The organism is Nostoc sp. (assembly GCF_036918015.1).
Taxonomy (GTDB): Bacteria; Cyanobacteriota; Cyanobacteriia; order Cyanobacteriales; family Nostocaceae; genus Nostoc.
In genome coordinates, this window is sequence record NZ_JBALEO010000023.1 from 1 (window position 1) to 24,369 (window position 24,369).

Genomic DNA, 24,369 nt, shown 5'->3' on the forward strand with positions numbered 1-24,369 from the left:
AATTTAGCAATTTCATGTTGCGGTTTACCATCATTCTGAAGCAAAATAATTAGAATTCTTTCTCTAACATGCGGTTGGTCGCTCTCTTTTAGAGCTTCCTGTAGCTGTGTGACTTGTTCCGTCGTTAAAAAGTTTTTGGCTGGTGGTGGCATAGTTGCTTTTAAATATCTTCATGTTCTTATTATGCAACTTAAGTGCCCATTAGCTTATTAGACCAAACATATTTTAAAGTCTAAACATAATCTACATGGCTAAAAAAGTTTCTATCATCAATATGAAGGGTGGGGTTGGCAAATCAACCCTCACTGTAAATCTTGCTTGGCACTTTGCTGCATATACCCATTGGGCAAAGAATATCTTAGTTGTTGATCTTGACCCTCAATTCAATGCAAGCCAATATTTACTGGGAGTTAGTAAATATAAGACAATACTCAATCAAGGTAAACCAACTACGTGGGACATTCTGGAACAGAACACACGCACACCAACAGGACTGAGTAGAATTATTGATCCACACAAACTCATCCATAATGTTGTTACTTTTGTCACTGACAGTAGGATAGACCTGGTTCCATCAAGGCTTGAACTAGCTTTCTCTCTGAAAAACCCAGCACAGAAGGAGAAGCAACTTTCTAAAATACTTGCCAAGATTGAAAATGATTATGATTTAATACTGATTGACTGTGCTCCAACTGAGTCAGTCCTAACGACAGCTGCATATCTTGCAAGCGACTATCTGCTGGTTCCAGTTAAACCAGAATATCTTGCTGCTATCGGATTACCCCTTCTAGTAAATTCAATGAATGATTTCAAAAACGAAAATGAGGAGCATAATTTGAGTCTTGCGGGAGTGGTTTTTAATGCCGCAGAGAATTACTATCCAGAAGAACAATTATCAAAAAACATGGTACGAGATTTAGCTTCTAAACAGGGTTGGTATGTATTTGAAGCAGAGGTTCCTTACTCCAAATCATTTCCTAAAGGTGCAAGGGAAGGTAAGCCTATTATTAGCACTTCATATGCTCGTACAGTTCAAAAAGCACGTTTTATGAACTTTGCAGAAGAATTTGCTAAGAGGATTAGTCTGTGACAGATAAACCAGAATTTGAACTACTAGTAGAAATTGCTAAACTGCTCAACAAGCACAGTCCAGAGTTTTCTAAGAGTCTTGCCGAGCTTTTGTCCTCGCCAAAATTTATAGAACACTTAGTTTCGGTTCTCTCAAGTACGAATACAATAACTTCAAAAGGTATAACTCAGCAAATAAAGCCAACAGCAAGTAATCAAAGGTTGAAAAAACCTCGCTCATCATTAATTAAAAAAGCTAAAACATCTCAAAAAAAAGAGAGTGAGTCAGCAAAAGGCAGTTTACCTGCAAGTGTCTCTTATCCGTCATTTTTAAAGGAGCTAGAGAAAACAGATCCTGAGAAATCAGCATTGCTTGTCAATCTTTATCATAGCCTGATAAACAGAACTCTCTTACCAACTCTGCAAGATATTCGGAATTTTACATCAGATACAGGCTTATCAACAATAAAGGCAACCTCTCGCAACAAGGCAATCATTCCTCTTGTTAAGGATTTATTATCTTTGAATATTGAGGAATTAAAGACAAAACTTGATGCACTGATGCCAGTTTTGCCCCAAAATGATCGCAGCTTTGAAGCTTGGGCAAATATAATTTTAGATAAAGAGCGGCAAACAAAACAAGAAGACTAAATTAAATTTAGTGAGCTATCTATTCAGGCAATTCACCAAAACGTTCTCAATTTTGTAGTCATTATCCAGAGGGGTATCGTTGGAGCAAGGTAGCTCTTCTGAGGAAGGAAGATACTTAGGTGTGTTGTAGTCTAGCATGACAATTTATAGTCAAAATCTATGAATAAACGTCCACTGATTTAACATTGAGATGATGTACTGATAGTTAAAGTTGTCAGAGTCGGACATCGAAGAGATGTTTATCGAAATGAGTAGCAGCAGTAATAACTTAGCCTTTAACAAGGGTGCTATGTAACCTTTCACACTCCTCCCTATCTCTCAACGATAAATCAGGGGTTTCGACCATTTTGCAGAGGGGGGAGTAAATAATTACGGTGCTACACAGACAATACCAGCAAAAAATAGGGGTGAAATTTTTACCCCTACAAATTTATGTATTATTTTAAGAATAGCTAGAGAAGATTATTACTCTGTTAAGTGACTTTCTAGCAAAGTTGCGATCGCATCAGGATGAATATTCTTGTATTTCTTTTTACCAAGCTGCAAAACACAGTTGGGAGCGCTGCCACAGCATTTTTGGCAACTTGTATGTTCAATAGTAACTTTGTCTAACAAACCGCGATCGCACAAAGTTTTTTCTAATTCTGATAATAAACCTTTACCACCACGTTTCAGGCAACCGCCCTTTTGACATACCATAATCCTCGCTTTAGGTTGAGGTGGTAAATCTTGCTTTGGACACACATCAATTGGTGTCACTCGATAGGCTTTGATTTTAATTTTACTTGTGCGCGAGTCTATCTCACTATGACCACAAATGCGAAGTTGCTGACCAGGAACTAGGGATGAACTTAGTAACCGACGCAACTCTTTAGGCAGTTTAATTTCCACATCTCCAGATGGAACTGCCAATTGCAAGTATTTATATTTTCCTGGTTCACCACCAACAAAACCTAGTAACTGTCCCTCAAGGTTCAATTCTGATAACGTCAAATACTTGTTACCCATGATTGATAAAAAGTTAGGAGTGGGGAGTTAAAGCGAAGAGTTAGGAGTGAGGAGTTAGGAGTGAGGAATTAAAAATGAGGAGCTAAGAGTTAATAATTCATAACTCTTAACTCATAACTATTAACTTCCAACTCATAACTCTTAACTCCTAACTATTTTTAAGCGAGGCGTTTAGCTTCTACTGTTTGAGGTAAATTTGCTGTGTCTGGCAAATCACGAAATTCTAATTCCCAACCATTTGCTAGGGTGAGAATCTTGCCATCACTTCCATCGGTTTGTTTGACGACTTCTTCTTCCAGGTCTTTTTTAGCAACGTAAACTACTAAAGTGCCGGCATCATTCATCCGTAGCATTACTTTCATGAGATTCCTCAACAGATTCTAGTTCTTTTTTCATACAGCCGACGACAAACCCTGTTTCTAAGAAATGCACAGCATAGATATAGGAAGTCTGCAAATATGTACCTATGCTCGCTATGTAACCGATATCTCCTTTGTTCACTAAAACTTGGCCGACTTCCTTACCGGGAAAGGTACCATCGTTTTTTAGCAGTTTCCGAACTCTGACTTTTTCACCAATTTCAAAAGCAGGTGGCAAGTTTAGTTCTAATTCATCGCGTTGCATGAGAGTACCTCTGTTCTCTGACCAAATTCAACAATTCTTCTGTCGTCAAACTGCGTTTTTTCTGTACCGATTGATGGCGTACTGCATCTAAAACAGATTGGGTTTCTTGAGAGTTCAAGAAAATTCCATGCTGTTCTAGCAAGTTAGCAACTAAATGCCGTCCAGAATGTTTACCTACTACTAAACGCCGTTCCCAACCGACCTCTTCGGGTGCAAATGGTTCGTAGGTGATGGGATTTTGCAATACCCCGTGAGCATGGATGCCTGATTCGTGAGCAAAAGTATTTTCGCCAACGATCGCTTTCCAAGGTGGTACATCGGCTCCTGATGCGGCTGCAACTAGTTGAGACAGTTCCAGCAAACTGGGTGTGTCAATGCCCAAATCAACGCCGTAGATGCGTTTGATCGCCATGACAACTTCTTCTAAAGCTGCATTTCCTGCCCGTTCACCCAATCCGTTAACTGTGGTATTCACTGATGAAGCTCCGGCTTTAATACCAGCAAGAGCGTTGGCAGTTGCCATACCAAAATCATTATGCGTGTGGATTTCTAGGGGAATCGTCAACGCTGAAACCAGCCTTTGGACTTTGGTGTAGGTGGTGAAGGGGTCGAGAACTCCTACAGTGTCGCAGAAACGGAAACGGGATGCGCCCCATTCTTGGGCATAAAGTGCTACATCTAAGAGGAAGTTCTCATCAGCCCTGGAAGAATCTTCTCCGCCAACTGCTACCCAAAGACCTTGATCGAGGGCGAAGTGGATTGAGTCTTTGAGTTTTTGTAAACTGACTCGCCACTGACCATGAAATTTAGTGGCAATTTGGATACCAGAGACGGGAATGGCAATATGCACCCGATTCAGACCACAGGCGATGGAAGCCTTGATATCTGAGATGACAGCGCGGTTCCAGCCCAAGAGTTTTGCTTGTAAACCCAAGTCAGAGATTGCAGCGATCGCACGGGTTTCTTCGTCGCCCATTGCCGGTATACCCACTTCTAATTCCGGTATACCAATAGCATCGAGAAACTTCGCGATCGCTACTTTTTCTTGTAGAGTAAAGGCAACACCTGCTGCTTGTTCGCCATCACGTAATGTAGTGTCATTAATTATGATTTGATTCATTGCAAATATCCCTCTCTTGGAAGTATTCTTAATATCCTTTCCCTCTACAATCCCTCGTGATGGTAAATGCTAAAAATATCACAATTCATAATGTAGGATACATGATCCTTAATTATTGCCCCATTATTAGCATCACATCTGTATGACAGGGAACTAAAACAATGTATAAATTACTAATCGTTTTTACCGATGTCAGTTGAAATGTCTTCGAGTAGCAATGAACTAATATAACTATTAGCAAATCCCGAACAAAGTAATACACAAAATCCAGCAATTAAGGATGTAATCATCTTCGTAACCTCATCTTTTTTAGTGCATTTGGGTGTAATTTAGGCAGATAATGCTACTTAAAGCTAAGGGAAACTAGCTAACTGTGGTCTGCTAGCCAATCAAATATCTTTCCTAGCTGCTCCAAATCAACGAAACCATACTGCCAGAGGAGCATCGGTAGTGGGCCATTTTCTAATTCACGGTGTCGCAGAGCTACAGCAATATCAGCATTTGAAAGTTCAAGTTCATTGTGCAAAAAATTGAGTAGTTTTATATCTCTGTTCCGAGTCGCCATAATTGATTGAACTTTCAATTTCTTAATTTGGTAAAAAATTAAAAATCAGAAATCCCAATTTATATTTGAGAATTTCGCCTTTCTAATTTGTTGCTATATGTCAGGGGAATTTCAAATTTATTAGAAGAAACAAAATCTCAACCCCATCTAATCCATCTCAGTCTGCAACAAATTCTGCTAGCGGACAGTAGCTTCAAACTCTAAACCTATTTGAGCTTTGTGCATCTATGGACAAAAAGGATGAAGTCCAGTACTTGCGTCATGAATTCAAGATTAATCATCTCTGAATTAGGTCTTTTTGAAATAATCATGACTCATCACTGTAACGCCAGCAACGCTCTAGCCATTCTAATAATTCGTGACGAGAAGCAAGAAGTTGCATAACTGTACTACGAATTAGAATTACTTCCAGCAAATTGTTCACTTGCACCCGTAAAGAGCCATCAGGGGGACAAGAGCAATTAATTTTTAACTCTTGCAAACGGTGATAGATTCGCCAGCGATCGCTCAAAGGAATCTGCAAAACGTGATTTGTCATTTGTCATTTGTCCTTTGTCAGTTGTCATTTGTCAGTTGTCCTTTGTCCTTTGTCATTTGTTGGTTGTCCTTTGTCAGTTGTCCTTTGTCCTTTGCTAATGACTAATGACCAATGACCAATGACTAATGACTCTTAACGCCTAAAGTTTGCAGTTGTTTTTCGAGTTGCTCGATGCGCGAGAGCAAAGAACGAATCACGGTTGCTTCCACATCGGGTAGCTTTCCATGTTCTAAAGGAGAAAGGCTGGCGCTTTCGTTGCGAGAAATAATTCGACCGGGAATTCCCACAACAGTGCGATCGCTGGGGACATTCTGCAAGACAACGGAACCTGCGCCAATACGGACGCGATCGCCAATTTGCAGATTACCCAAAACTTTTGCACCCGCCCCAATCACTGCATTTTTGCCGACTGTGGGATGACGCTTACCAGTTTCTTTACCAGTTCCGCCAAGGGTGACGCCCTGATAAATCAGTGTATAGTCGCCCACGATCGCAGTTTCGCCAATGACTACTCCCATTCCGTGGTCGATAAACACGCCCTCACCAATCTCTGCACCTGGGTGAATTTCAATTCCTGTCAAAAATCGCCCTAAATGAGAAATTAAGCGGGGGATAAAACCGACTCCTCGACCATGTAACCAGTGAGCAAGACGATGCAAACATAGCGCGTGCAATCCAGGGTAGCAAAACACCACTTCTAGCCAATTCCGTGCTGCTGGATCGCGCTCAAAAATAATGCGAAAATCACTCAATAATGGCTCAAAAAAAACGCCAGAGAGGAGATTTTTCAGCATGGATGTACGGGCAGAATCCTGCGTTTTGGTACTTGGGGAATCGCTAATACTGTCTAAAGACTGTTGCATCGGTAATGTCTATCTGGTAAAAGAGTCATCTGCTATTTTTATGCTTATATCAGGTGACATCCAACTCGATAGAAAACCCAATGCTGATTGGATTTATTGGATTGATTAAGGTTGTACTCAAATGCCGAAACCCCGACTCCAGATAAACTTAAAATTTATCTTGGGGTAGGGGTACTAGTATTTAATGATAGGGGTACTAGTATTTTTGGGGCAGGGGTTAAGAATTTCTGTTCACGCTACAAGAAACTTTACCCGTAAGCATTTGCTAAGATTTTATCAAGATATTTTGCAATATATTAAGCTGTACTCAGATGCACTCAAATATGAATTTGGTAAGGCTATAAATCTATTTTCTGTATATCCTATTACTATTAGTATCTTATTATTTGGATAGGCGAAAGACAGGTTTCTTTATTTTCTTTTAGGATTTGCTGTCTGTATGTATGTATACGTTTCAAAATATAGTTATCGCTCATCGTAACTGTTTTCTTATTATATAGATGTGTGGGAATAGCGATCGCAAAATCTTAGAACAGCAGAATAGGTAAATATTCTCATAGCGCCCCTACTCAAGAAACCTGTAGAGGTGGATTCATCCAGTTCAAATACTCGACGACGGAGATAAAAGGTGGATTCATCCGGTTCAAATACTCGTTGACGGAGATCAAAGGTGGATTCATCCAGTTCAAATACTCGTTAACGGAGATAAAAGGTGGATTCATCCAGTTCAAATACTCGACGACGGAGATAAAAGGTGGATTCATCCAGTTCAAATACTCGTTAACGGAGATAAAAGGTGGATTCATCCAGTTCAAATACTCGTCAACGGAGATAAAAGGTGGATTCATCCAGTTCAAAGACTCGTTGACGGAGATAAAAGGTGGATGAACAAAATAGGGGCGTACATTTGTACACCCCTACAGCAAATTTATTTATAGCGCTTCTGTGTTGAGTCCAATAAAGACCTAACCCCCAACCCCTTCCCTACGAGGGAAGGGGAGTAAAATTCAAAGCCTCTCTCCTTTTAGGAGAGAGGTTTGGAGAGAGGTCAAAGTGTATTGCATACAAGCGAGAAGCACCATATCACAAAGATTTTTGAAATGATATGAGACTCGCCGAAGAGTATTAATTTCTCAAGAGACGGGAGTTTTTGCAGATTTACCTTTACCAATAGCCTTAAAGCGTTCGCCCAACTGTTCAGCGACAGTTTTTAAACCTGGAGTCTTTTTTGATGCAGTCTTTACGTAATCATAAACAGTCAAACTGCTAGTCATCGCCTCACTACCGACAGCCATTAGGGTATCATCTACCTGTTCGGTAAGTTGCTGCATTGAGGTTAAAAGTTCGGTAAGCGCAGCTGCTAATTGATAATCTTGAACCAGTTCCTCAACGTCAAAAGTTGCTGGAAGGATTTCGCGGTTCGACTGAGCAGCAGTAATGCTATTGTTCACAAAGGCTAGGCTTTTATCGCCCATTTTTACTAACTTACGCCGTTCTTCAGTGCTGAGAGTAATCAGAAACGGCATCTTTCTTTGGACTGTCTGTAGCGCGGCTTTAATTTCTTGGATATCTTGTGGCGAAAGGGTGGCTGCAATATTTTGATATGCCATCGTATATTTACCTTGGGAGTTCTAATGGTGACGTAGCAATAGTTGCTAAGTATATAATTCCCATTGGTGGATGCGATCGCACATCATAACCTATTTATTTATCGAGGAAGGCAGGAGGCAGAGGGCAGGAGGCAGGAGGAAAACTGCCCTCTGCCTCCTGCTGCGACCGAAGGGAGCAAGGGTTTAAGACCCCCACTGAATAAGAATTCAGTGGCTTCAATTCAGGAGGGGTCGAATCCCCTTCTGAATTGCTCCTCCTGCCTCCTGCCTTCTGCCTCCTTCAACAGTTTTAGAAAATTTGTAGGTTGGGTTGAAGGTCGTGAAACCCAACAAAACCCGATAAATGTTGGGTTTCGTTCCTCAACCCAACCTACACCTTCAGAAACGAGACAATACTCGCAAATATGCTCGGCGCGATCGCTAACTAAACGCCGCAATTCTGCATTAATATATGGAGGAGACACTTTGAATACTTACTCCGCGCTGATGTACTGACGAGCTTTTGCTTTTGCTAGTAGCATAATATGCTCTAGCGTCAGGAAATGATTTAACTCTCGCTCGTCACTTCCTGTAAGACCCTCAGTTTTTGCGCGGTAAACGAGATCCTCTAAACGGTCTTTAGCTGCATCCGAGAGTTTGAAATCGATAACACTTTGGGGAGTGGTTCCACCAGCAATAAACTCTATAATTTCATCGTAGACTTTGGCTGTATTTATAGATGTAGTCATGAGATTACCTATTTTTATTTAATTTTACTGATTTACAACGCCACTTTTATAGCGTTTTCTAATGTTTTTGGCTCTGGTAGAAGTTCACCATCAGCCAAAGATGACTCAATCAGCATCTCTAAAACTTCTTGAGCATTTTTAAGAGCTTCTTCGTAAGTCTCTCCGTGAGTGCAAGGCTGCATTATATCCGTAAACTCAGGTAACAAAACCACATAACATTGGTCTTCTTCTGACCATTGAATCACGATTGTATATTTCATTCTTCTGTCTCCTCGTCTTCTTTAATTTTATTTAGTTCTTCTAGTGCTTCATTGACTTGCTTTTCCAAATAAGGTTTGGCATCGCTACCATCTTTACCAGTTATCTACTATTTTGCGATTTCTGAGATGAATAGCTTATAGTGAAGCGATAATAATTACATTTTGCCAATAAAAGCACAGTTTATGACCTGCTGCCTCAATCCAGCTTGCCACAATCCGCCGAATCCCGATCGCACAATGTTTTGCTTCAACTGCGGTGTAAGACTGGTAGTGTTGAGAAACCGCTATCGCCCGATAAAAACATTAGGTGGCGGGGGATTTGGAAAGACTTATTTAGCAGAAGATATAGACAAACTCAATGAGCCTTGTCTTATCAAACAATTTGCACCCCAAGTACAGGGAACAGCATCACTCAACAAGGCTACAGAACTATTTGATCAAGAAGCAAAGCGACTACAACAGTTAGGCAAACATCCGCAAATTCCCACACTTTTGGCGTATTTTAATGAAGATAATCGCCTGTATTTAGTGCAGGAGTTTATCGACGGGCAGAATTTATTAGCGGAATTACAACAGCAGGGAATTTTCAACGAGCAAAAAGTCAGAGAATTATTGCTTGATTTATTAGATATTCTCAAAACAGTTCATCAACAGAAAGTCATTCACCGCGATATTAAGCCAGAGAATATTATTCGTCGCGGTGATGGGAAGTTGGTACTAATTGACTTTGGGGCATCCAAACAATTGACAGCAACGGTGATCACGCAAGTAGGAACAGCGATCGGTTCTTTTGGTTATGCGCCATTAGAACAAATGCAGGGAGGTGAAGCTTATCCAGCCAGTGATTTATATAGTATCGGTGCAACTTGCTTTCACCTGTTGAGTGGAATTCACCCTTGGGAGTTGTGGAAACGACAAGGTTATGGTTGGGTTAGTACTTGGAGAAAGCATTTACAGCAACCAGTGAGTAAAGAATTTGGGCAAATGCAGGATAAATTGTTGCAAGAAGAACACCAACAGCGTTATCAATCGGCTGAGGAACTTTTAAAAGCGTTAAATTCACAGTCTGTTTATTTGCTAGGACAGACAAATCCAGTAAAAATAAAACAGAAAAGTGTTGATACTTACTATAAAGAAGGATTAGAAAAATACAACAACAAAGATTTTAGCGGTGCAATTGAAGATTACACCCAAGCCATCAAAATTAATCCCAACTATGTAGACGCTTACTACAAACGGGGTCATGCTCACTATCAATTAGGAGATAAGCAAGCAGCAATTGAAGATTACAACCAAGCTATAAAAATTAATCCCAACCATGCAAGTGCTTACTACAACCGGGGTTTAGCTCGCTCTGAATTAGGAGATAAGCAAGCAGCAATTGAAGATTACAACCAAGCTATAAAAATTAATCCCAACTTTGTATACGCTTACAACCTCCGGGGTAATGCTCGCTATGAATTAGGAGATCAGCAAGCAGCAATTGAAGATTACACCCAATTCATTAAACTTAATCCCAACGATGCAAGTACTTACCACAACCGGGGTAATGCTCGCTCGGAATTAGGAGATAAGCAAGCAGCAATTGCAGATTACACCCAATCCATCAACATTAATCCCGATTTTGCAGTAGCTTATTTTTACCGGGGTTTAGCTCACTATCAATTAGGAGATCACCAAGCTGCAATTGAAGACTACACTCAGGCTATCAAAATTAATCCCAACTATGCAGGTGCTTACAATAACCGGGGTAATGCTCACTCTGCTTTAGGAGATAAGCAAACAGCAATTGCAGACTACACCCAATCCATCAAACTTAATCCCAACTTTGTATACGCTTACCACAATAGGGGTGTAGATCGCTATAAATTAGGAGATAGGCAAGCTGCAATTGAAGACTACACTCAGGCTATCAAAATTAATCCCAATGATGCACTAGCTTATTGCAACCGGGGTGTAGCTCGTGGTGAATTAGGAGATAAGCAAGCTGCAATTGAAGATTTCACTCAAGCCATCAAAATTAATCCCAACTTTGTATACGCTTACAACAACCGGGGTTTAGCTCGCTCGGAATTAGGAGATAAGCAAGCTGCAATTGAAGACTACACTCAGGCTATCAAAATTAATCCCAACTATGCAGGTGCTTACAATAACCAGGGTAATGCTCACTCTGCTTTAGGAGATAAGCAAACAGCAATTGCAGACTACACTCAAGCTATCAAAATTAATCCCAACGATGCACTAGCTTATTTCTACCGGGGTTTAGCTCGCTATGAATTAGGAGATAAGCAAGCTGCAATTGAAGACTACACTCAGGCTATCAAAATTAATCCCAACGATGCAGATGCTTACAACAACCGGGGTATAGCTCGCGGTCGATTAACAGATCAGCAAGCTGCAATTGAAGACTACACTCAAGCCATCAAAATTAATTCCAACTATGCAGATGCTTACTACAACAGGGGTTTAGCTCGCGGTCGATTAGGAGATCAGCAAGCTGCAATTGAAGACTACACTCAAGCCATCAACATTAATCCCAACGATGCAGATGCTTACTACTTGCGGGGTAAAGCTCACTATGCTTTAGTAGACAAACAAGCAGCAATTGAAGATTTCACTCAAGCCATCAAAATTAATCCCAACTATGCAGATGCTTACCACAACCGGGGTATAGCTCGCTCTGCTTTAGGACATAAGCAAGCTGCAATTAGACATTTTCGTAAAGCTGCCGATTTGTATAAGCAACAAGGAAAAGAAAGCAACTATCAAGATGCTCTAAACCGCATTAAACAGCTTGAGAAATAACCAGATCGCCAACTTCTTCAAAAAGTCAGTAATATTTATTGTTCGCAAAATGGAAAAATTATGGCGATCATAGATTAATCAAGATTATCTGGGTCTATGCCGAGCGATCGCAATTTCCCCCACAGCAGGCTCACTCTTCCTACAACCATAAGCCACGGCTAGTTATACCAAGGGATATGTGCAATCAATCACCACTATTTGAGAAAAACCAAGTCCTCAGCCTTGGGTTTTTCCAACAAAAACTTGGCTTTTTGACCGAGAAGAAACCCTGTTAAGACGCTCTGCATAATGGTTTCGAGGCTAAGTAGCTTGAGGACTATTTTAGTTGAGAAGTGCGATCGCTCTGCCTTTTTTATAACTCTCGGTTGATGAATTTTTTGATGAGTTAGAAAAAATAGTAGTAGATAAAGATATTTTAAGTCTTTCCAAAAAATAATACCCCTGAGTTAACTTTGTTCAGACTCTCGGTCAAATCGGCTAGCCGAGAATTATGTGTAACATAAATCACTACCAAGCTAGAGGGAAGTTCAAAATGGTTGCATCTACTCTAAAACCAACACAGATATTTGGACGCATACTATCCGCATCGCTAATTAGTTTGATGTCCTTAGAGGTTCTTAGCACCACAGCGATCGCTCAACCGCCCCCTGCGTCTGTTGAAACCAAGCTGAAAGTGCCTAGTACAATGACCTCTTGGCCCTTTAATACTACCCGTTACTTGAAAGTCCCGCCTAATTTCTCCGTCTCTGTTTATGCTCGGATTAACAAAGCTCGCTTTATGGCAGTTGCTCCCAATGGGGATCTTCTAGTATCACAGCCCAGTTCCGGTAAAGTGTTAATTGTCCGGTCAAATGGCAACAAAGACCCAATTATTTCTGACTTCGTAACGGGTCTACGCAAACCACATGACATTGTGTTTCATAAAATTGACAACACCACATACATTTATATCTCTGAGAGTCATCAAATTAACCGCTTCATCTACAACTCTGGAGACTTAATCGCGAAAAATCGTCAAATCGTTGTAGTTGGCTTACCAGACAGCAGCACACGAGAACTCAAAGGTGCTTATGGTCACGAACTGAAAAATATCGCACTTGATGCCAACCACAAACTGTACGTGTCGATCGCCTCTACGTGCAATGCCTGTAAGGAAGATACTGTCAGCACTCCAAAGCGTGGTGCAATTTACCAGTACAACGCTAATGGAACCAATCAGCGGCTTTTTGCCCAAGGTTTACGTAATGCCGAAGGGTTAGCATTCTTACCTAGCACAAATGACCTTTGGGTAGTCGTTAATAATCGAGATAACATCGCCTATCCTTTCAACGATAGCAGTGGCAATTACGGTAAAATTATCCCCTCCTATGTAGACAACCACCCACCAGAGGAGTTCACGAAAGTTCGAGATGGCGGTAACTACGGTTGGCCATTCTGCAATCCCAATCCTGACACCTCAAATGGCCTCAACAATATGCCATTTGACCGCGACTATCAGTTCAATGCTAATGGAAGTGTTAATTGCAATGCAATGGACAGGATTAGCAAAGGTATCCAAGCCCATTCCGCTCCCTTGGGACTAACATTCTTACAAAATACTAACTTTCCCAGCCTATACTCAAATGGAGTAGTAGCAGGGCTGCATGGTTCATGGAATCGGCAGAAGAAAACGGGCTACAAAATAGCTTACTTTCCCTGGAACAGTACGACAAAGACCCCAGAGCAGGAGATAGATTTAGTCACTGGTTGGGTAGTTCCAGCAACGCAAGAAACCTGGGGGCGACCCGTAGATATGGTAGTAGATCGGCAAGGTAATTTGTTAATTTCGGATGACTACAGCGGCACTATCTATAAGCTTTCCTACACGCCATCACAACAGGTTAAGTTCTACAGAGACCCTAACTTTGGCGGAATTTCTCAGTCTTTTCCTACGACTCCAGGAGTATACAAATCCAACCAAGGTGACTTAAATATTGTTGGTAATGACACTATTAGTTCATTCAGTGTACCACCGGGTACACGGATACGTGTGTGTCAACATATAAATGGTAATGGTTTATGCCGTGAATATACTGCTGGTGATTATAAATCCCTTGGAAATGACCTTGATAATATCATCTCGTATATAGAGGTCAAGTAGCACCACTGAGCGAATTTTAGATGTTACAGCAGTTTTCGATCAAACCCGTCACAAAAATAAATCATAAAATCAAAGCCCAGTATTGCTTTTATTTGTGGCACGTTTGATTGCAATTAGATGTTAAATTTTGGATTGAATACTTTAAAAGTGTTCTACTGAACGCTTATACCGTAACCCTCCGGGGAAGCAAGCTACGCGTAGCGTTCCGCAGGAAAGTCCAAAATTTAAAAAGGTCTGGTATCAAGTCCGGTTAATCACTTATGATTACCGGATCTGTGTAAAAATCGGAAACGCCTCTTCGCTCTTTAAAAGTTAACACGCAACATTCTCTTTATTCTTCAGTGGTAAATACAACACCTTCATACAGCAATTCAATCGGACACTCAAATTCAATGCTCGATAAAGTGACGATATCTCCAGCCGTGTAGGGATAGTAAAGCCACATCCTACCCTCACCACGACAGTAACGCTCAACGGAGATTTGTTCTGAGTCAATCAAGATATATTCTTGCACACTAGGGATTGTCAAATAATAAGTAAATTTTTCACCCCGATCTTTAGCGCTTGTACCTGGCGAAAGAACTTCGGCAATCAGCTTGGGATGTTGAATAAAGTTGCGGGCGTTGAGGTCTTCAGGGTTGCAACTGACAATAACATCAGGATAATAGTAGCGACTCTGGGGAGTGAGTTGCATTTTTACATCTGACACATTCACTCGACAACCTCTGGAACGCAAATGAGCGTACAAAGGTCTGTAGAGATTGAGTGCAATGTCGTTATGGGGAATTGTACCGCCTGTCATCGCAAATACTTCGCCATTGGCATATTCGTAGCGAAGGTCTTGCTGAGGTTCCCATTCCAGATATTCCTCAACGGTCATTTTTGGCGGCTGTTGGGCGATGGCGATCATAACAAAGATTTTTTCACGCTTGGTTTGATTGTAGCTAAATGACACTCTGACTTTTCCTAACAATTCAGCGGTATCTGGAAAACCTCACTTCTATTTCTCTCTCCTTGTAGGCTACGGTGTACACACAAGTTATGGAATCACTACCAGTCATTGAATTACTCCTCCCTAACCCTCCCCGTATGTATTGGAGACTTTGAATTTCCCCCACCCCTCTCGATAAGTAGTCAGAAAAAAATATTTACAGTCATTGCGAACGCTTCGCTCGCAATGACATTGTGTAATTAATTCTGTCTGACTACTTAAGCAAAGCTGTTTCATTCCCTCAAAGGCTCAAAAAAGACTTGTGTTGTGAACCAAAGTACTTGTGTTGTGAACCAAAGTACTTGTTTTGTGAACCAAAGTACTTGTGTTGTGAACCAAAGTACTTGTTTTGTGAACCAAAGTACTTGTTTTGTGAACCGTTCCCGCATTTCTCACAAGCTTCAGGTCAGGGGTGCAGAGGGGAAAGAACTTGGTATTTGAACTCTCCTCTGCTTCCCAGCCCCCCCGCTCAAGGTTTTGAGAGATGTGGTGAGAAATCCGAGCGTAACTCCTAAAAGGAGAGAGACTTTGAATTTTTCCCCTTCTCGTGTCGGGAAAGGGGTTTTTTGTTAAGGTTTGTAGTGAGCAATTCAGAAAAATCATTGCGATCGCTCAATCATGTTAGATTATAGTTTGTTGTTTCTCTCAAACACAAAACCTGAGAGTTTCCTGCCCATCTCCTCATTGTGGGAATGAAAAAAAAGGAGTTAAAAGTTAAGTTTTTTGAAAATTATATGCAGCAACACATCTATTCCCATTAGCTTCTACGGCTTACCAGACAAGGCTTAAAGGCATAATTGAACATCATTCTCAAAGAAAAATTAAAAGAATATGAAGTGCATTTTTACCCTCAAAAAAATGATATGTTAGATACAGAATTGAATTTCGCACGTTTCTGGAGTAAAACAATATAGATTACTCCAGTTTTTCACCCTCAAACCCTTGGCAGTTATTGCTTTTGACGCAAATTGAGGGCAATCTGAGTACACATTTAAATAACCAAAATCCAGTTGCAAATAGATTAAATTCTTTGCTGGGATTGGGTTATGGCTGAGTACAAAGAAATCCTGAACCCCTATCTATAAACACTAGAACCCCAACCAAAAAATACTAGAACCCCTACCTGAAAAAAACTTTTTTAATTCTTGTAATGCTTGAAGAATTAGGGTTTTTAGTGTTTGAGTACAAAAGTAATAAATCCAATAAATTCTATCCTAGAGAGACGCAACATCTGGCTGGGAGACGGCTGCTATAAATCTTATATCGCCAATCACCCAACGCTCTAAAACGAAGCGAAGGGTGAGTGGAGGGATGACATAGCACCATGCCTGAAGTGAAGAGAAGTCGCGGCTGTAAGCACAAATTCTACCCAAGAACCGAACGTTGACACACACCAGCCGAACATCAGATATCTATCGCCTGCCTGACTTGAAAACAAGTCGCCCTCACCCAAGGGTTTGCAGGCAGTGTGGAAGACGCGACTTCAATTCTGGGCATAAAAGAGTAGCAACAGCATCTCCCACAGTGGCAGCCGAGTCCACCGACCTTTTTGCGAAACTCAATGACATCACCGTCTACACGACTCCTCAACTCCAACGCTACGGAATCGCCAACCCAAGCAAAATCCGGTGATTGCGGCTGCGACAGCAACAGCAGCACCACCGTGGAAAGAGACGAAAAGCTCCAAGAACGCATTGCTAAACATCCCTGCTACAGCGAAGACGCTCATCACCACTACGCCCGGATGCACGTTGCAGTTGCACCAGCTTGCAACATTCAATGCAACTATTGCAACCGCAAATATGATTGCGCTAACGAAAGCCGTCCTGGAGTAGTTAGCGAATTGCTAACACCAGAAGAAGCTGCACACAAAGCTTTGGTCATTGGTGGTAAGATTCCTCAAATGACAGTTGTGGGAATTGCCGGCCCTGGCGACCCATTGGCGAACCCAGAAAAAACCTTCCGCACATTTGAGTTGATTGCAGCACAAGCACCAGACATCAAGCTGTGTTTATCAACCAATGGTTTAATGCTGCCTGACTACATTGATCGCATTAAACAATTAAATATAGATCACGTGACGATCACCATTAACATGGTAGATCCAGAGATCGGTGCATTGATTTATCCTTGGGTTCACTACAAACGCAAGCGTTATAGAGGTCTTGAAGGTGCAAAAATCCTCCACGAAAGACAGATGGAAGGATTGCAAGCCCTGAAAGACGCTGACATCTTGTGCAAAGTCAACTCCGTGATGATTCCCGGAATTAATGACCATCACTTAGTCGAAGTGAATCGAGTCATCCGTGAAAAAGGTGCATTCTTGCACAACATCATGCCATTGATTTCTGCACCAGAACATGGCACACACTTCGGTTTAACCGGTCAACGCGGCCCCACACCCAAAGAACTCAAAGAAGTTCAAGACAACTGCTCTGGTAACATGAAAATGATGCGTCACTGTCGCCAGTGTCGTGCCGATGCAGTCGGATTGTTGGGAGAAGACCGCAGCCAAGAGTTTTCCAAAGAGAAATTCTTGGAAATGGCTCCCGAATATGACATGGAACAACGCGCTACTGTTCACGAAGGAATTGAGAAGTTTAAAGAAGAACTTAAAGTAGCCAAAGATAAGGCGCTAGTCGGTAAGAAAATTGCCAACAGTCCAAAAGTTTTAGTTGCAGTAGCAACCAAAGGCGGCGGATTAGTTAACCAACACTTCGGTCATGCGAAAGAATTCCAAATTTACGAAGTGGGTGGAAACGAAGTTCGCTTTGTCGGTCATCGCAAAATTGACCAATACTGCCAAGGTGGATACGGCGAAGAAGCTTCTTTTGAGCATATTATGAAAGCGATCGCAGATTGCAAAGCAGTTCTAGTCTCCAAGATTGGTAACTGTCCTCAAGAAAAATTGCAAGAAGCTGGAATCAAGACTATTGAAGCTTACGACGTGATTGAAAAGGTTGCTTTGGAGTTCTACGAGCAATACGTTAAAGAATTAGGGAATAACGAATAGGGCATGGGGCATAGGGCATGGGGCATGGGATAAGAATTATCCTCAATGCCCTCCCCTAAACCCAATCCTCAATGCCCAATGCCCACTGCCCCATTCCCAAAAAAGGAGAATAAATCATGGCTTACCAAATTCTTACTAGCCAGTGTATTTCCTGCAATCTCTGTCTAACGGTATGTCCCACAAATGCAATTAAAGTGGTTGACGGACAGCACTGGATTGACCCTGAACTTTGTACAAACTGTATTGGTAGCATTCATACCGTGCCTCAGTGTAAAGCTGGTTGTCCCACTTGCGACGGTTGCGTTAAGCAGCCTAGCGATTATTGGGAAGGCTGGTTTGCCAATTACAACCGCGTAGTCGCTAAATTAACAAATAAACAAGATTACTGGGAACTTTGGTTTCAAAGCTATTCCCAGAAATACTCGGAACAGTTGCAAAAACGCCAACCCCAAATAATTCGTAATTCGTAATTCGTAATTCGTAATTGAAGACAACAATGCAAAATAACTGCATCTATCTCGATAATAATGCCACCACTAAGGTAGACCCAGAAGTTATAGAGGTAATGTTACCTTACCTCACAGATTATTACGGCAATCCCTCCAGTATGCATACCTTTGGTGGGCAAGTCGGTAAAGCAGTGAGAACCGCAAGAGAACAACTTGCAGCCATCCTGGGAGCCGATGAGTCTGAAATTGTCTACACAAGTTGTGGAACTGAGGGAGATAACGCCGCAATTCGAGCCGCACTGTTAGCGCAACCAGAAAAGCGACATATCGTCACTACCCAAGTTGAACATCCAGCAGTACTCAATGTCTGCAAACAATTAGAAACCCAAGGTTACACTGTTACCTATTTATCAGTAAATCATCAAGGGCAGCTCGATCTAGATGAACTAGAAGCTTCCTTGACGGGTAACACCGCCTTGGTGACAATTATGTATGCTAATAACGAAACCGGCACGATTTTCCCGATTGAGCAAATTGGGTTGCGCGTCAAACAATCTGGTGCTATCTTCCATGTAGATGCGGTGCAAGCAGTGGGAAAAATCCCGTTGAATATGAAGACTAGCACCATCGATATGTTAACTCTGTCTGGTCACAAGCTGCACGGGCCGAAAGGAATTGGTGCTTTATATATCCGGCGCGGGGTTCGGTTCCGTCCCTTCATTCTTGGGGGACACCAAGAACGCGGACGTAGGGCGGGAACTGAGAATGTTCCAGCAATTATCGCCTTGGGCAAAGCTGCGGAACTAGAACTGTTACACTTAGAAGAAGCGATCGCAAAAGAAAGAAAGCTGCGCGATCGCCTCGAACAAACTTTACTCGCTACAATTCCCAATTGTGTAGTTAACGGTGACGTTACGCAGAGATTGCCAAACACCACAAATATCGGCTTCAAGTACATCGAAGGTGAAGCAATCCTACTGTTATTGAACAAATACGGTATCTGTGCATCATCTGGTTCTGCTTGCACCTCCGGTTCTCTGGAACCTTCCCACGTCCTGCGGGCAATGGGCTTACCCTACACAACTTTGCACGGTTCTATCCGCTTCAGTCTTTGTCGCTACACCACCGAAGCCGAAATCGATCAAGTAATAGAGGTAATGCCCAGTATTGTAGAACGTTTACGCGCTCTCTCACCCTTCAAAAATGATGAAGCCGGTTGGTTGCAAGGACAAGAACAAGCACTGGCGCATCGTTAGGGACTGGGAAAAATGGGAAAAGGTTAAAGGGTAAAGGGTAAAGGAATGATTTTTCCCCTTCCCCATTACCCTTTCCCCAATCCCCCACTCCCCCACTCAGCACTCAGCACTCATTACTCAGCACTAAATATGTGGGACTACACCGATAAAGTATTAGAACTGTTTTACGATCCCAAGAATCAGGGAGAAATTGAAGAAACGGGCGAAGCTGGAGTTAAGGTTGCAACGGGCGAAATCGGTAGCATTGCTTGCGGCGATGCTCTGAGATTGCACCTGAAAGTGGAAGTAGAATCTGATAAGATTCTAGATGCTCGCTTTCAAACCTTTGGTTGTACTAGTGCGATCGCATCTTCTAGTGCATTAACCGAAATGGTTAAAGGTTTAACCTTAGATGAAGCTTTGAAAGTGTCCAATAAAGACATTGCAGATTACCTGGGTGGTTTACCAGAAGCAAAGATGCATTGCTCTGTCATGGGACAAGAAGCCCTAGAAGCCGCTATCTATAATTATCGTGGCATACCTCTAGCTACCCACGATGATGATGATGAAGGTGCATTAGTTTGCAGTTGCTTTGGCATCAGCGAATCTAAGATTCGTCGCGTGATTCTAGAAAATCATCTCACGGATGCCGAGCAAGTAACAAATTATGTAAAAGCTGGTGGCGGATGCGGTTCCTGTCTGGCGAACATTGATGATATTATTAGATCAGTTCAACAGGAATACGCCTCACCTGCTCTCAACAATTACGGCGTACAAGTTGCCACAGAAATTGTTACATCTAAGGAACGAGCGCTAACAAACGTCCAAAAGATTGCTCTAATTCAAAAGGTTCTTGATGAAGAAGTCAGACCCGTACTGATTGCAGACGGGGGAGATGTAGAACTCTATGATGTAGAAGGCGATCGCGTTAAAGTTGTACTGCAAGGTGCTTGCGGTTCCTGTTCTAGTAGTACAGCAACTCTGAAAATTGCGATCGAAGCCAGATTACAAGATCGTGTCAGCAAGAGCCTTGTAGTCGAAGCAGTTTAGGAATTGCTGTAGGACTTAACGTATTCTACAAATACGCTCTAATATGCATTCAGCCAGGAACAGAAAGTAGGATTTGAACCATATAATTGTCTCCACATCAATGCTTCAATCCTACCGACAACCGATAGCTAAATTAGCTATGACGGCTAACAGCATATAGGCAAAAAGATTAAGCGCCTACTTGCAAATTTCATCATCCAACTCGCTTCAAAGGAACAGGATATGAGTACATTGTACGACAACATTGGTGGACAACCAGCTATTGAACAAGTAGTAGATGAACTCCACAAACGCATCGCTACTGACAGCCTCCTCAGTCCCGTTTTTGCTGGTACAGACATGGCCAAGCAACGCAATCATCTAGTTGCTTTCTTAGCTCAAATATTTGAAGGGCCAAAGCAATACGGCGGTCGTCCATTGGACAAAACCCACGCAGGAATGAATTTACAACAACCACACTTCGATGCGATCGCCAAGCATCTGGGTGAAGCAATGGCTGTGCGTGGCGTGTCAGCAGAAGACACCAAAGCTGCACTAGATCGCGTCACAAATATGAAGGGCGCTATTTTGAACAAGTAATAGGACTTATGCATTGATTGTTGACAAATAACAACATCAAGTCCTATGGAATCTTGCAAGCTGAAACACATTATGACGTATTTGTAAATTGCGTAATTTTCTTTGTTCTTTGTCAAAACAAATGACAAAGGACAAAGGACAAAAAACCAAAAGAAAAAAATTTTAACGAGGAAGATCGATGAACTTACTGTCAATAATTTTGGCTGTGGAGCGATCGCCCCCAGCAGGCATTTATGCCAACGGTACCAACGATGCTCTACACGCGCTCACTACTGTCGCTCAACTGGCGTGAACGCAACTGACAAACGCACAGACCCACCAACCAACCAATTGCAGGGAAACAGGAACCATGACAGACGAAAACATTAGACAGATAGCTTTCTACGGTAAGGGCGGTATCGGTAAATCTACCACTTCCCAAAACACCTTGGCAGCTATGGCAGAAATGGGTCAACGCATCCTCATCGTCGGTTGCGACCCTAAAGCTGACTCCACCCGTTTGATGCTGCACAGCAAAGCTCAAACAACCGTTCTTCACCTCGCCGCAGAACGTGGTGCAGTAGAAGATATCGAACTCGAAGAAGTAATGTTAACCGGTTTCCGTGACGTTCGTTGCGTAGAATCTGGTGGGCCAGAACCCGGTGTAGGTTGCGCCGGTCGTGGTATTATCACCGCCATCAACTTCTTAGAAGAAAATGGTGCTTACCAAAACCTAGACTTCGTATCTTACGACGTATTAGGTGACGTTGTGTGCGGTGGTTTCGCAATGCCTATCCGTGAAGGCAAGGCACAAGAAATCTACATCGTAACATCAGGTGAAATGATGGCGATGTACGCTGCTAACAACATCGCTCGTGGTGTTCTTAAGTATGCTCACACCGGTGGCGTGCGCTTGGGTGGTTTGATTTGTAACAGCCGTAACACTGACCGGGAAATCGAATTAATCGAAACCTTGGCAAAACGGTTGAACACCCAAATGATTCACTTCGTACCCCGTGACAACATCGTTCAACACGCTGAATTGCGCCGCATGACTGTTAACGAATACGCACCAGAAAGCAACCAAGCTAACGAATACCGGACATTGGCTCAAAAAATTATCGACAACAAGAATCTAGCTATTCCTACACCCATCGAAATGGAAGAACTAGAAGAATTGTTGATTGAATTCGGTATTCTCGAAAGCGACGAAAATACTGCCATGCTAGTTGGTAAGAGTGCTGCTGAAGCTCCTGTAGTATAATTCGCTGCTAATAAATAACGCTTTAGCACAAGGAAAAAGGAAGAGTTTCATATCTTCCCTTTTATCCTCTCCCTTGCATCTCCCCCCTAATCTTAGAGGGGACTCCTAGTCCCCCTATGCCCCGATCCTTACGAATCACAGAGGCTAAATATGACACCTCCAGAAAACAAAAACATCATCGAAGAAAGAAAAGAACTAATTAAAGAAGTTCTAGAAGCTTACCCCGACAAAGCTAAGAAAAAACGGGAAAAGCACTTAGGCGTATACGAAGAAGGTAAGTCCGATTGCGGCGTTAAGTCTAACATCAAATCCCTTCCTGGGGTAATGACCGCTCGTGGTTGTGCTTACGCCGGTTCTAAAGGTGTGGTTTGGGGTCCTATTAAGGACATGATCCACATCAGCCACGGGCCTGTAGGTTGCGGTTACTGGTCTTGGTCTGGTCGTCGTAACTACTACATCGGCACCACAGGTATTGACACCTTTGGTACCATGCACTTCACCTCCGACTTCCAAGAACGAGATATCGTTTTTGGTGGTGACAAGAAACTTACCAAGCTCATCCAAGAACTTGATGTACTTTTCCCCCTCAACCGTGGTGTTTCCATTCAATCTGAATGCCCCATCGGTCTAATTGGGGATGACATCGAAGCAGTAGCTCGGAAGACATCGAAAGAAATTGGCAAGCCAGTTGTACCCGTTCGTTGCGAAGGCTTCCGGGGTGTTTCCCAATCTTTGGGACACCACATTGCTAACGACATGGTTCGTGACTGGGTTTTCACCAGAGCAGACCAAGCGAAAAAAGACGGTACACTTCAGTTTGAAGGTACTCCTTATGATGTAGCCATCATTGGTGACTACAACATCGGTGGAGATGCTTGGGCTAGCCGCATCCTGTTAGAAGAAATCGGCTTGCGCGTAGTCGCTCAGTGGTCTGGTGATGGCACAATCAACGAAATGTTGATGACCCCCAATGTGAAGATGAACCTCATCCACTGTTACCGGTCGATGAACTACATCAGCCGTCACATGGAAGAAGCTTACGGTATACCCTGGTTGGAATACAATTTCTTCGGCCCCACCAAGATTGCTGAATCTTTACGGGAAATTGCTTCCAAGTTTGACGAAACAATCCAAGCAAACGCTGAGAAAGTTATCGCCAAGTATCAGCCCACAATGGATGCGGTAATTGCTAAGTATCGCCCCCGTTTGGATGGTAAGACTGTTGCCATCATGGTTGGTGGTCTACGTCCTCGCCACGTTGTCCCAGCTTTCCTAGACTTGGGCATGAAGATGATTGGTACAGGTTATGAGTTCGCTCATAATGACGATTACAAACGTACCACTCACTACATCGAAAATGGCACCATCGTTTATGACGACGTTACCGCTTACGAATTCGAGGAATTTATCAAAGCGCTGAAGCCTGACCTAGTTGCTTCTGGTGTGAAAGAGAAGTACGTCTTCCAAAAGATGGGTCTTCCTTTCCGTCAAATGCACTCTTGGGATTACTCCGAACCTAGCGATCGCTCTTCAACATCATATAATGCAAGGTTTTTTCGCGTCGAGAGAAAAAAGAGCCTATTTCTAGCCTAAATTCCAGTTGCAGCGTTATCTAAGAAGAATCTGTTTTGATGCTTTAGATAGTATAACTCTTATAGAGTCTGGTTTTTAGGATTTGCTGGCATTTTGCTCAAAGAAAAACTGTTAAATAAAAGACTATTTTAAATGATTGTTTTTTAGATTAAATATAGGGTTCCAGCTCAATTAAGCAGTAGATAAGATTTGCATCCACACCAGGATCTTTTATCCGTTTGCTGATTGTGTTTATC

At 42.3% G+C, this 24,369-nt stretch carries 25 protein-coding genes and 1 pseudogene; 12 read left to right on the forward strand and 14 right to left on the reverse strand.

What is annotated here, in order from left to right; translation table 11 throughout:
* Window positions 1-152: pseudogene (locus V7K61_RS05730) on the reverse strand (IS630 family transposase); the annotation flags it as partial.
* Between the two features lie 95 nt (window positions 153-247).
* Here V7K61_RS05730 and V7K61_RS05735 point away from each other — a divergent pair.
* Together V7K61_RS05735 and V7K61_RS05740 are read left to right on the forward strand one after the other, a co-directional pair.
* The gene (locus tag V7K61_RS05735; RefSeq protein WP_335051754.1) at window positions 248-1,090 is read left to right on the forward strand and encodes a ParA family protein; all 843 of its coding nucleotides are present in this window, start codon (window positions 248-250) and stop codon (window positions 1,088-1,090) included.
* Window positions 1,087-1,719, forward strand: a complete 633-nt coding sequence (locus V7K61_RS05740) for a hypothetical protein (RefSeq protein ID WP_335051756.1) — start codon at window positions 1,087-1,089, stop codon at window positions 1,717-1,719. The genes V7K61_RS05735 and V7K61_RS05740 overlap by 4 nt, the downstream gene beginning before the upstream one ends.
* A 465-nt stretch (window positions 1,720-2,184) precedes the next feature.
* Here V7K61_RS05740 and V7K61_RS05745 read toward each other — a convergent pair whose 3' ends face one another.
* From V7K61_RS05745 to V7K61_RS05800, 12 genes are all read right to left on the reverse strand, one after another.
* The gene (locus V7K61_RS05745) at window positions 2,185-2,727 is read right to left on the reverse strand and encodes a (2Fe-2S) ferredoxin domain-containing protein (RefSeq protein ID WP_335051758.1); all 543 of its coding nucleotides are present in this window, start codon (window positions 2,725-2,727) and stop codon (window positions 2,185-2,187) included.
* Between the two features lie 158 nt (window positions 2,728-2,885).
* Window positions 2,886-3,089 carry a putative nitrogen fixation protein NifT gene (nifT, locus tag V7K61_RS05750; RefSeq protein ID WP_181928102.1) on the reverse strand — a complete coding sequence of 68 codons (204 nt, stop codon included), beginning with the start codon at window positions 3,087-3,089 and terminating at the stop codon, window positions 2,886-2,888.
* Window positions 3,064-3,351, reverse strand: a complete 288-nt coding sequence (locus V7K61_RS05755; protein WP_094349913.1) for a nitrogen fixation protein NifZ — start codon at window positions 3,349-3,351, stop codon at window positions 3,064-3,066. The genes nifT and V7K61_RS05755 overlap by 26 nt, the downstream gene beginning before the upstream one ends.
* Window positions 3,338-4,471: a homocitrate synthase gene (nifV, locus tag V7K61_RS05760; RefSeq protein WP_335051760.1), complete on the reverse strand. Its 1,134-nt coding sequence runs from the start codon at window positions 4,469-4,471 to the stop codon at window positions 3,338-3,340. Before nifV ends, V7K61_RS05755 begins: the two co-directional genes overlap by 14 nt.
* 367 nt (window positions 4,472-4,838) lie before the next feature.
* Entirely contained in the window at window positions 4,839-5,036 is a 198-nt protein-coding gene (locus V7K61_RS05765; protein ID WP_334897333.1) for a DUF2949 domain-containing protein, read from the reverse strand.
* A 307-nt stretch (window positions 5,037-5,343) separates the two neighbouring features.
* The gene (locus tag V7K61_RS05770; RefSeq protein ID WP_069070444.1) at window positions 5,344-5,574 is read right to left on the reverse strand and encodes an Asr1405/Asl0597 family protein; all 231 of its coding nucleotides are present in this window, start codon (window positions 5,572-5,574) and stop codon (window positions 5,344-5,346) included.
* A 122-nt stretch (window positions 5,575-5,696) separates the two neighbouring features.
* Window positions 5,697-6,437: a serine O-acetyltransferase gene (cysE, locus tag V7K61_RS05775; protein WP_335051762.1), complete on the reverse strand. Its 741-nt coding sequence runs from the start codon at window positions 6,435-6,437 to the stop codon at window positions 5,697-5,699.
* Window positions 6,438-7,006: 569 nt separating this feature from the next.
* Window positions 7,007-7,285: a hypothetical protein gene (locus tag V7K61_RS05780; protein ID WP_335051764.1), complete on the reverse strand. Its 279-nt coding sequence runs from the start codon at window positions 7,283-7,285 to the stop codon at window positions 7,007-7,009.
* A gap of 285 nt (window positions 7,286-7,570) precedes the next feature.
* On the reverse strand, window positions 7,571-8,047 hold the full coding sequence (locus V7K61_RS05785) for a hypothetical protein (RefSeq protein ID WP_179071838.1): 477 nt from the start codon (window positions 8,045-8,047) through the stop codon (window positions 7,571-7,573).
* 221 nt (window positions 8,048-8,268) lie between these two features.
* A complete protein-coding gene (locus V7K61_RS05790) occupies window positions 8,269-8,511 on the reverse strand; it encodes a hypothetical protein (RefSeq protein WP_335051766.1) in 243 nt (80 codons plus the stop codon).
* 9 nt (window positions 8,512-8,520) lie between these two features.
* A complete protein-coding gene (locus tag V7K61_RS05795; protein WP_335051769.1) occupies window positions 8,521-8,775 on the reverse strand; it encodes a hypothetical protein in 255 nt (84 codons plus the stop codon).
* Between the two features lie 32 nt (window positions 8,776-8,807).
* The gene (locus V7K61_RS05800) at window positions 8,808-9,035 is read right to left on the reverse strand and encodes a type II toxin-antitoxin system HicB family antitoxin (protein WP_335051771.1); all 228 of its coding nucleotides are present in this window, start codon (window positions 9,033-9,035) and stop codon (window positions 8,808-8,810) included.
* Between the two features lie 183 nt (window positions 9,036-9,218).
* On the opposite strand from V7K61_RS05800, the gene V7K61_RS05810 reads away from it, so the two are divergent.
* From V7K61_RS05810 to V7K61_RS05820, 3 genes are all read left to right on the forward strand, one after another.
* Entirely contained in the window at window positions 9,219-11,840 is a 2,622-nt protein-coding gene (locus V7K61_RS05810) for a tetratricopeptide repeat protein (RefSeq protein ID WP_442936295.1), read from the forward strand.
* A gap of 38 nt (window positions 11,841-11,878) precedes the next feature.
* Window positions 11,879-12,115 (forward strand): hypothetical protein, encoded by a 237-nt coding sequence (locus V7K61_RS05815; protein WP_335051772.1) that lies wholly within the window; start codon window positions 11,879-11,881, stop codon window positions 12,113-12,115.
* Window positions 12,116-12,372: 257 nt separating this feature from the next.
* Entirely contained in the window at window positions 12,373-13,980 is a 1,608-nt protein-coding gene (locus V7K61_RS05820) for a PQQ-dependent sugar dehydrogenase (RefSeq protein ID WP_335051774.1), read from the forward strand.
* Window positions 13,981-14,311: 331 nt separating this feature from the next.
* Here V7K61_RS05820 and V7K61_RS05825 read toward each other — a convergent pair whose 3' ends face one another.
* A complete protein-coding gene (locus V7K61_RS05825) occupies window positions 14,312-14,890 on the reverse strand; it encodes a Uma2 family endonuclease (protein ID WP_335051818.1) in 579 nt (192 codons plus the stop codon).
* Window positions 14,891-16,532: 1,642 nt separating this feature from the next.
* On the opposite strand from V7K61_RS05825, the gene nifB reads away from it, so the two are divergent.
* The 7 genes from nifB to nifD all read left to right on the forward strand — a co-directional run bounded on the left by nifB (window position 16,533) and on the right by nifD (window position 24,133).
* Entirely contained in the window at window positions 16,533-17,984 is a 1,452-nt protein-coding gene (gene nifB, locus V7K61_RS05830; protein WP_335051776.1) for a nitrogenase cofactor biosynthesis protein NifB, read from the forward strand.
* Window positions 17,985-18,100: 116 nt separating this feature from the next.
* Window positions 18,101-18,454 (forward strand): 4Fe-4S binding protein, encoded by a 354-nt coding sequence (locus V7K61_RS05835; protein WP_335051778.1) that lies wholly within the window; start codon window positions 18,101-18,103, stop codon window positions 18,452-18,454.
* A 26-nt stretch (window positions 18,455-18,480) separates the two neighbouring features.
* Window positions 18,481-19,689 (forward strand): cysteine desulfurase NifS, encoded by a 1,209-nt coding sequence (gene nifS, locus V7K61_RS05840; RefSeq protein WP_335051780.1) that lies wholly within the window; start codon window positions 18,481-18,483, stop codon window positions 19,687-19,689.
* A gap of 129 nt (window positions 19,690-19,818) precedes the next feature.
* Window positions 19,819-20,718 carry a Fe-S cluster assembly protein NifU gene (nifU, locus tag V7K61_RS05845; protein ID WP_069073113.1) on the forward strand — a complete coding sequence of 300 codons (900 nt, stop codon included), beginning with the start codon at window positions 19,819-19,821 and terminating at the stop codon, window positions 20,716-20,718.
* A 222-nt stretch (window positions 20,719-20,940) separates the two neighbouring features.
* Window positions 20,941-21,297 carry a globin domain-containing protein gene (locus V7K61_RS05850; RefSeq protein WP_335051782.1) on the forward strand — a complete coding sequence of 119 codons (357 nt, stop codon included), beginning with the start codon at window positions 20,941-20,943 and terminating at the stop codon, window positions 21,295-21,297.
* Between the two features lie 349 nt (window positions 21,298-21,646).
* On the forward strand, window positions 21,647-22,540 hold the full coding sequence (gene nifH / locus V7K61_RS05855) for a nitrogenase iron protein (protein ID WP_190730906.1): 894 nt from the start codon (window positions 21,647-21,649) through the stop codon (window positions 22,538-22,540).
* Window positions 22,541-22,690: 150 nt separating this feature from the next.
* On the forward strand, window positions 22,691-24,133 hold the full coding sequence (nifD, locus tag V7K61_RS05860) for a nitrogenase molybdenum-iron protein alpha chain (protein WP_335051784.1): 1,443 nt from the start codon (window positions 22,691-22,693) through the stop codon (window positions 24,131-24,133).
* Window positions 24,134-24,369 lie beyond the last annotated feature (236 nt).

What these genes read in the sequence shown, in the direction of transcription:
- nifT (WP_181928102.1), bottom strand. Translation starts at nt 3,089, where the DNA reads ATGAAAGTAATGCTACGGATGAATGATGCCGGCACTTTAGTAGTTTAC.
- V7K61_RS05810 (WP_442936295.1), top strand. Translation starts at nt 9,219, where the DNA reads ATGACCTGCTGCCTCAATCCAGCTTGCCACAATCCGCCGAATCCCGAT.
- V7K61_RS05755 (WP_094349913.1), bottom strand. Translation starts at nt 3,351, where the DNA reads ATGCAACGCGATGAATTAGAACTAAACTTGCCACCTGCTTTTGAAATT.
- V7K61_RS05795 (WP_335051769.1), bottom strand. Translation starts at nt 8,775, where the DNA reads ATGACTACATCTATAAATACAGCCAAAGTCTACGATGAAATTATAGAG.
- nifH (WP_190730906.1), top strand. Translation starts at nt 21,647, where the DNA reads ATGACAGACGAAAACATTAGACAGATAGCTTTCTACGGTAAGGGCGGT.
- V7K61_RS05765 (WP_334897333.1), bottom strand. Translation starts at nt 5,036, where the DNA reads ATGGCGACTCGGAACAGAGATATAAAACTACTCAATTTTTTGCACAAT.
- nifD (WP_335051784.1), top strand. Translation starts at nt 22,691, where the DNA reads ATGACACCTCCAGAAAACAAAAACATCATCGAAGAAAGAAAAGAACTA.
- V7K61_RS05850 (WP_335051782.1), top strand. Translation starts at nt 20,941, where the DNA reads ATGAGTACATTGTACGACAACATTGGTGGACAACCAGCTATTGAACAA.
- nifS (WP_335051780.1), top strand. Translation starts at nt 18,481, where the DNA reads ATGCAAAATAACTGCATCTATCTCGATAATAATGCCACCACTAAGGTA.
- V7K61_RS05820 (WP_335051774.1), top strand. Translation starts at nt 12,373, where the DNA reads ATGGTTGCATCTACTCTAAAACCAACACAGATATTTGGACGCATACTA.
- V7K61_RS05745 (WP_335051758.1), bottom strand. Translation starts at nt 2,727, where the DNA reads ATGGGTAACAAGTATTTGACGTTATCAGAATTGAACCTTGAGGGACAG.
- nifV (WP_335051760.1), bottom strand. Translation starts at nt 4,471, where the DNA reads ATGAATCAAATCATAATTAATGACACTACATTACGTGATGGCGAACAA.
- cysE (WP_335051762.1), bottom strand. Translation starts at nt 6,437, where the DNA reads ATGCAACAGTCTTTAGACAGTATTAGCGATTCCCCAAGTACCAAAACG.
- V7K61_RS05785 (WP_179071838.1), bottom strand. Translation starts at nt 8,047, where the DNA reads ATGGCATATCAAAATATTGCAGCCACCCTTTCGCCACAAGATATCCAA.
- nifB (WP_335051776.1), top strand. Translation starts at nt 16,533, where the DNA reads ATGACATCACCGTCTACACGACTCCTCAACTCCAACGCTACGGAATCG.
- V7K61_RS05835 (WP_335051778.1), top strand. Translation starts at nt 18,101, where the DNA reads ATGGCTTACCAAATTCTTACTAGCCAGTGTATTTCCTGCAATCTCTGT.
- V7K61_RS05800 (WP_335051771.1), bottom strand. Translation starts at nt 9,035, where the DNA reads ATGAAATATACAATCGTGATTCAATGGTCAGAAGAAGACCAATGTTAT.
- V7K61_RS05735 (WP_335051754.1), top strand. Translation starts at nt 248, where the DNA reads ATGGCTAAAAAAGTTTCTATCATCAATATGAAGGGTGGGGTTGGCAAA.
- V7K61_RS05770 (WP_069070444.1), bottom strand. Translation starts at nt 5,574, where the DNA reads ATGACAAATCACGTTTTGCAGATTCCTTTGAGCGATCGCTGGCGAATC.
- V7K61_RS05780 (WP_335051764.1), bottom strand. Translation starts at nt 7,285, where the DNA reads ATGAATCCACCTTTTATCTCCGTTGACGAGTATTTGAACTGGATGAAT.
- V7K61_RS05825 (WP_335051818.1), bottom strand. Translation starts at nt 14,890, where the DNA reads ATGATCGCCATCGCCCAACAGCCGCCAAAAATGACCGTTGAGGAATAT.
- nifU (WP_069073113.1), top strand. Translation starts at nt 19,819, where the DNA reads ATGTGGGACTACACCGATAAAGTATTAGAACTGTTTTACGATCCCAAG.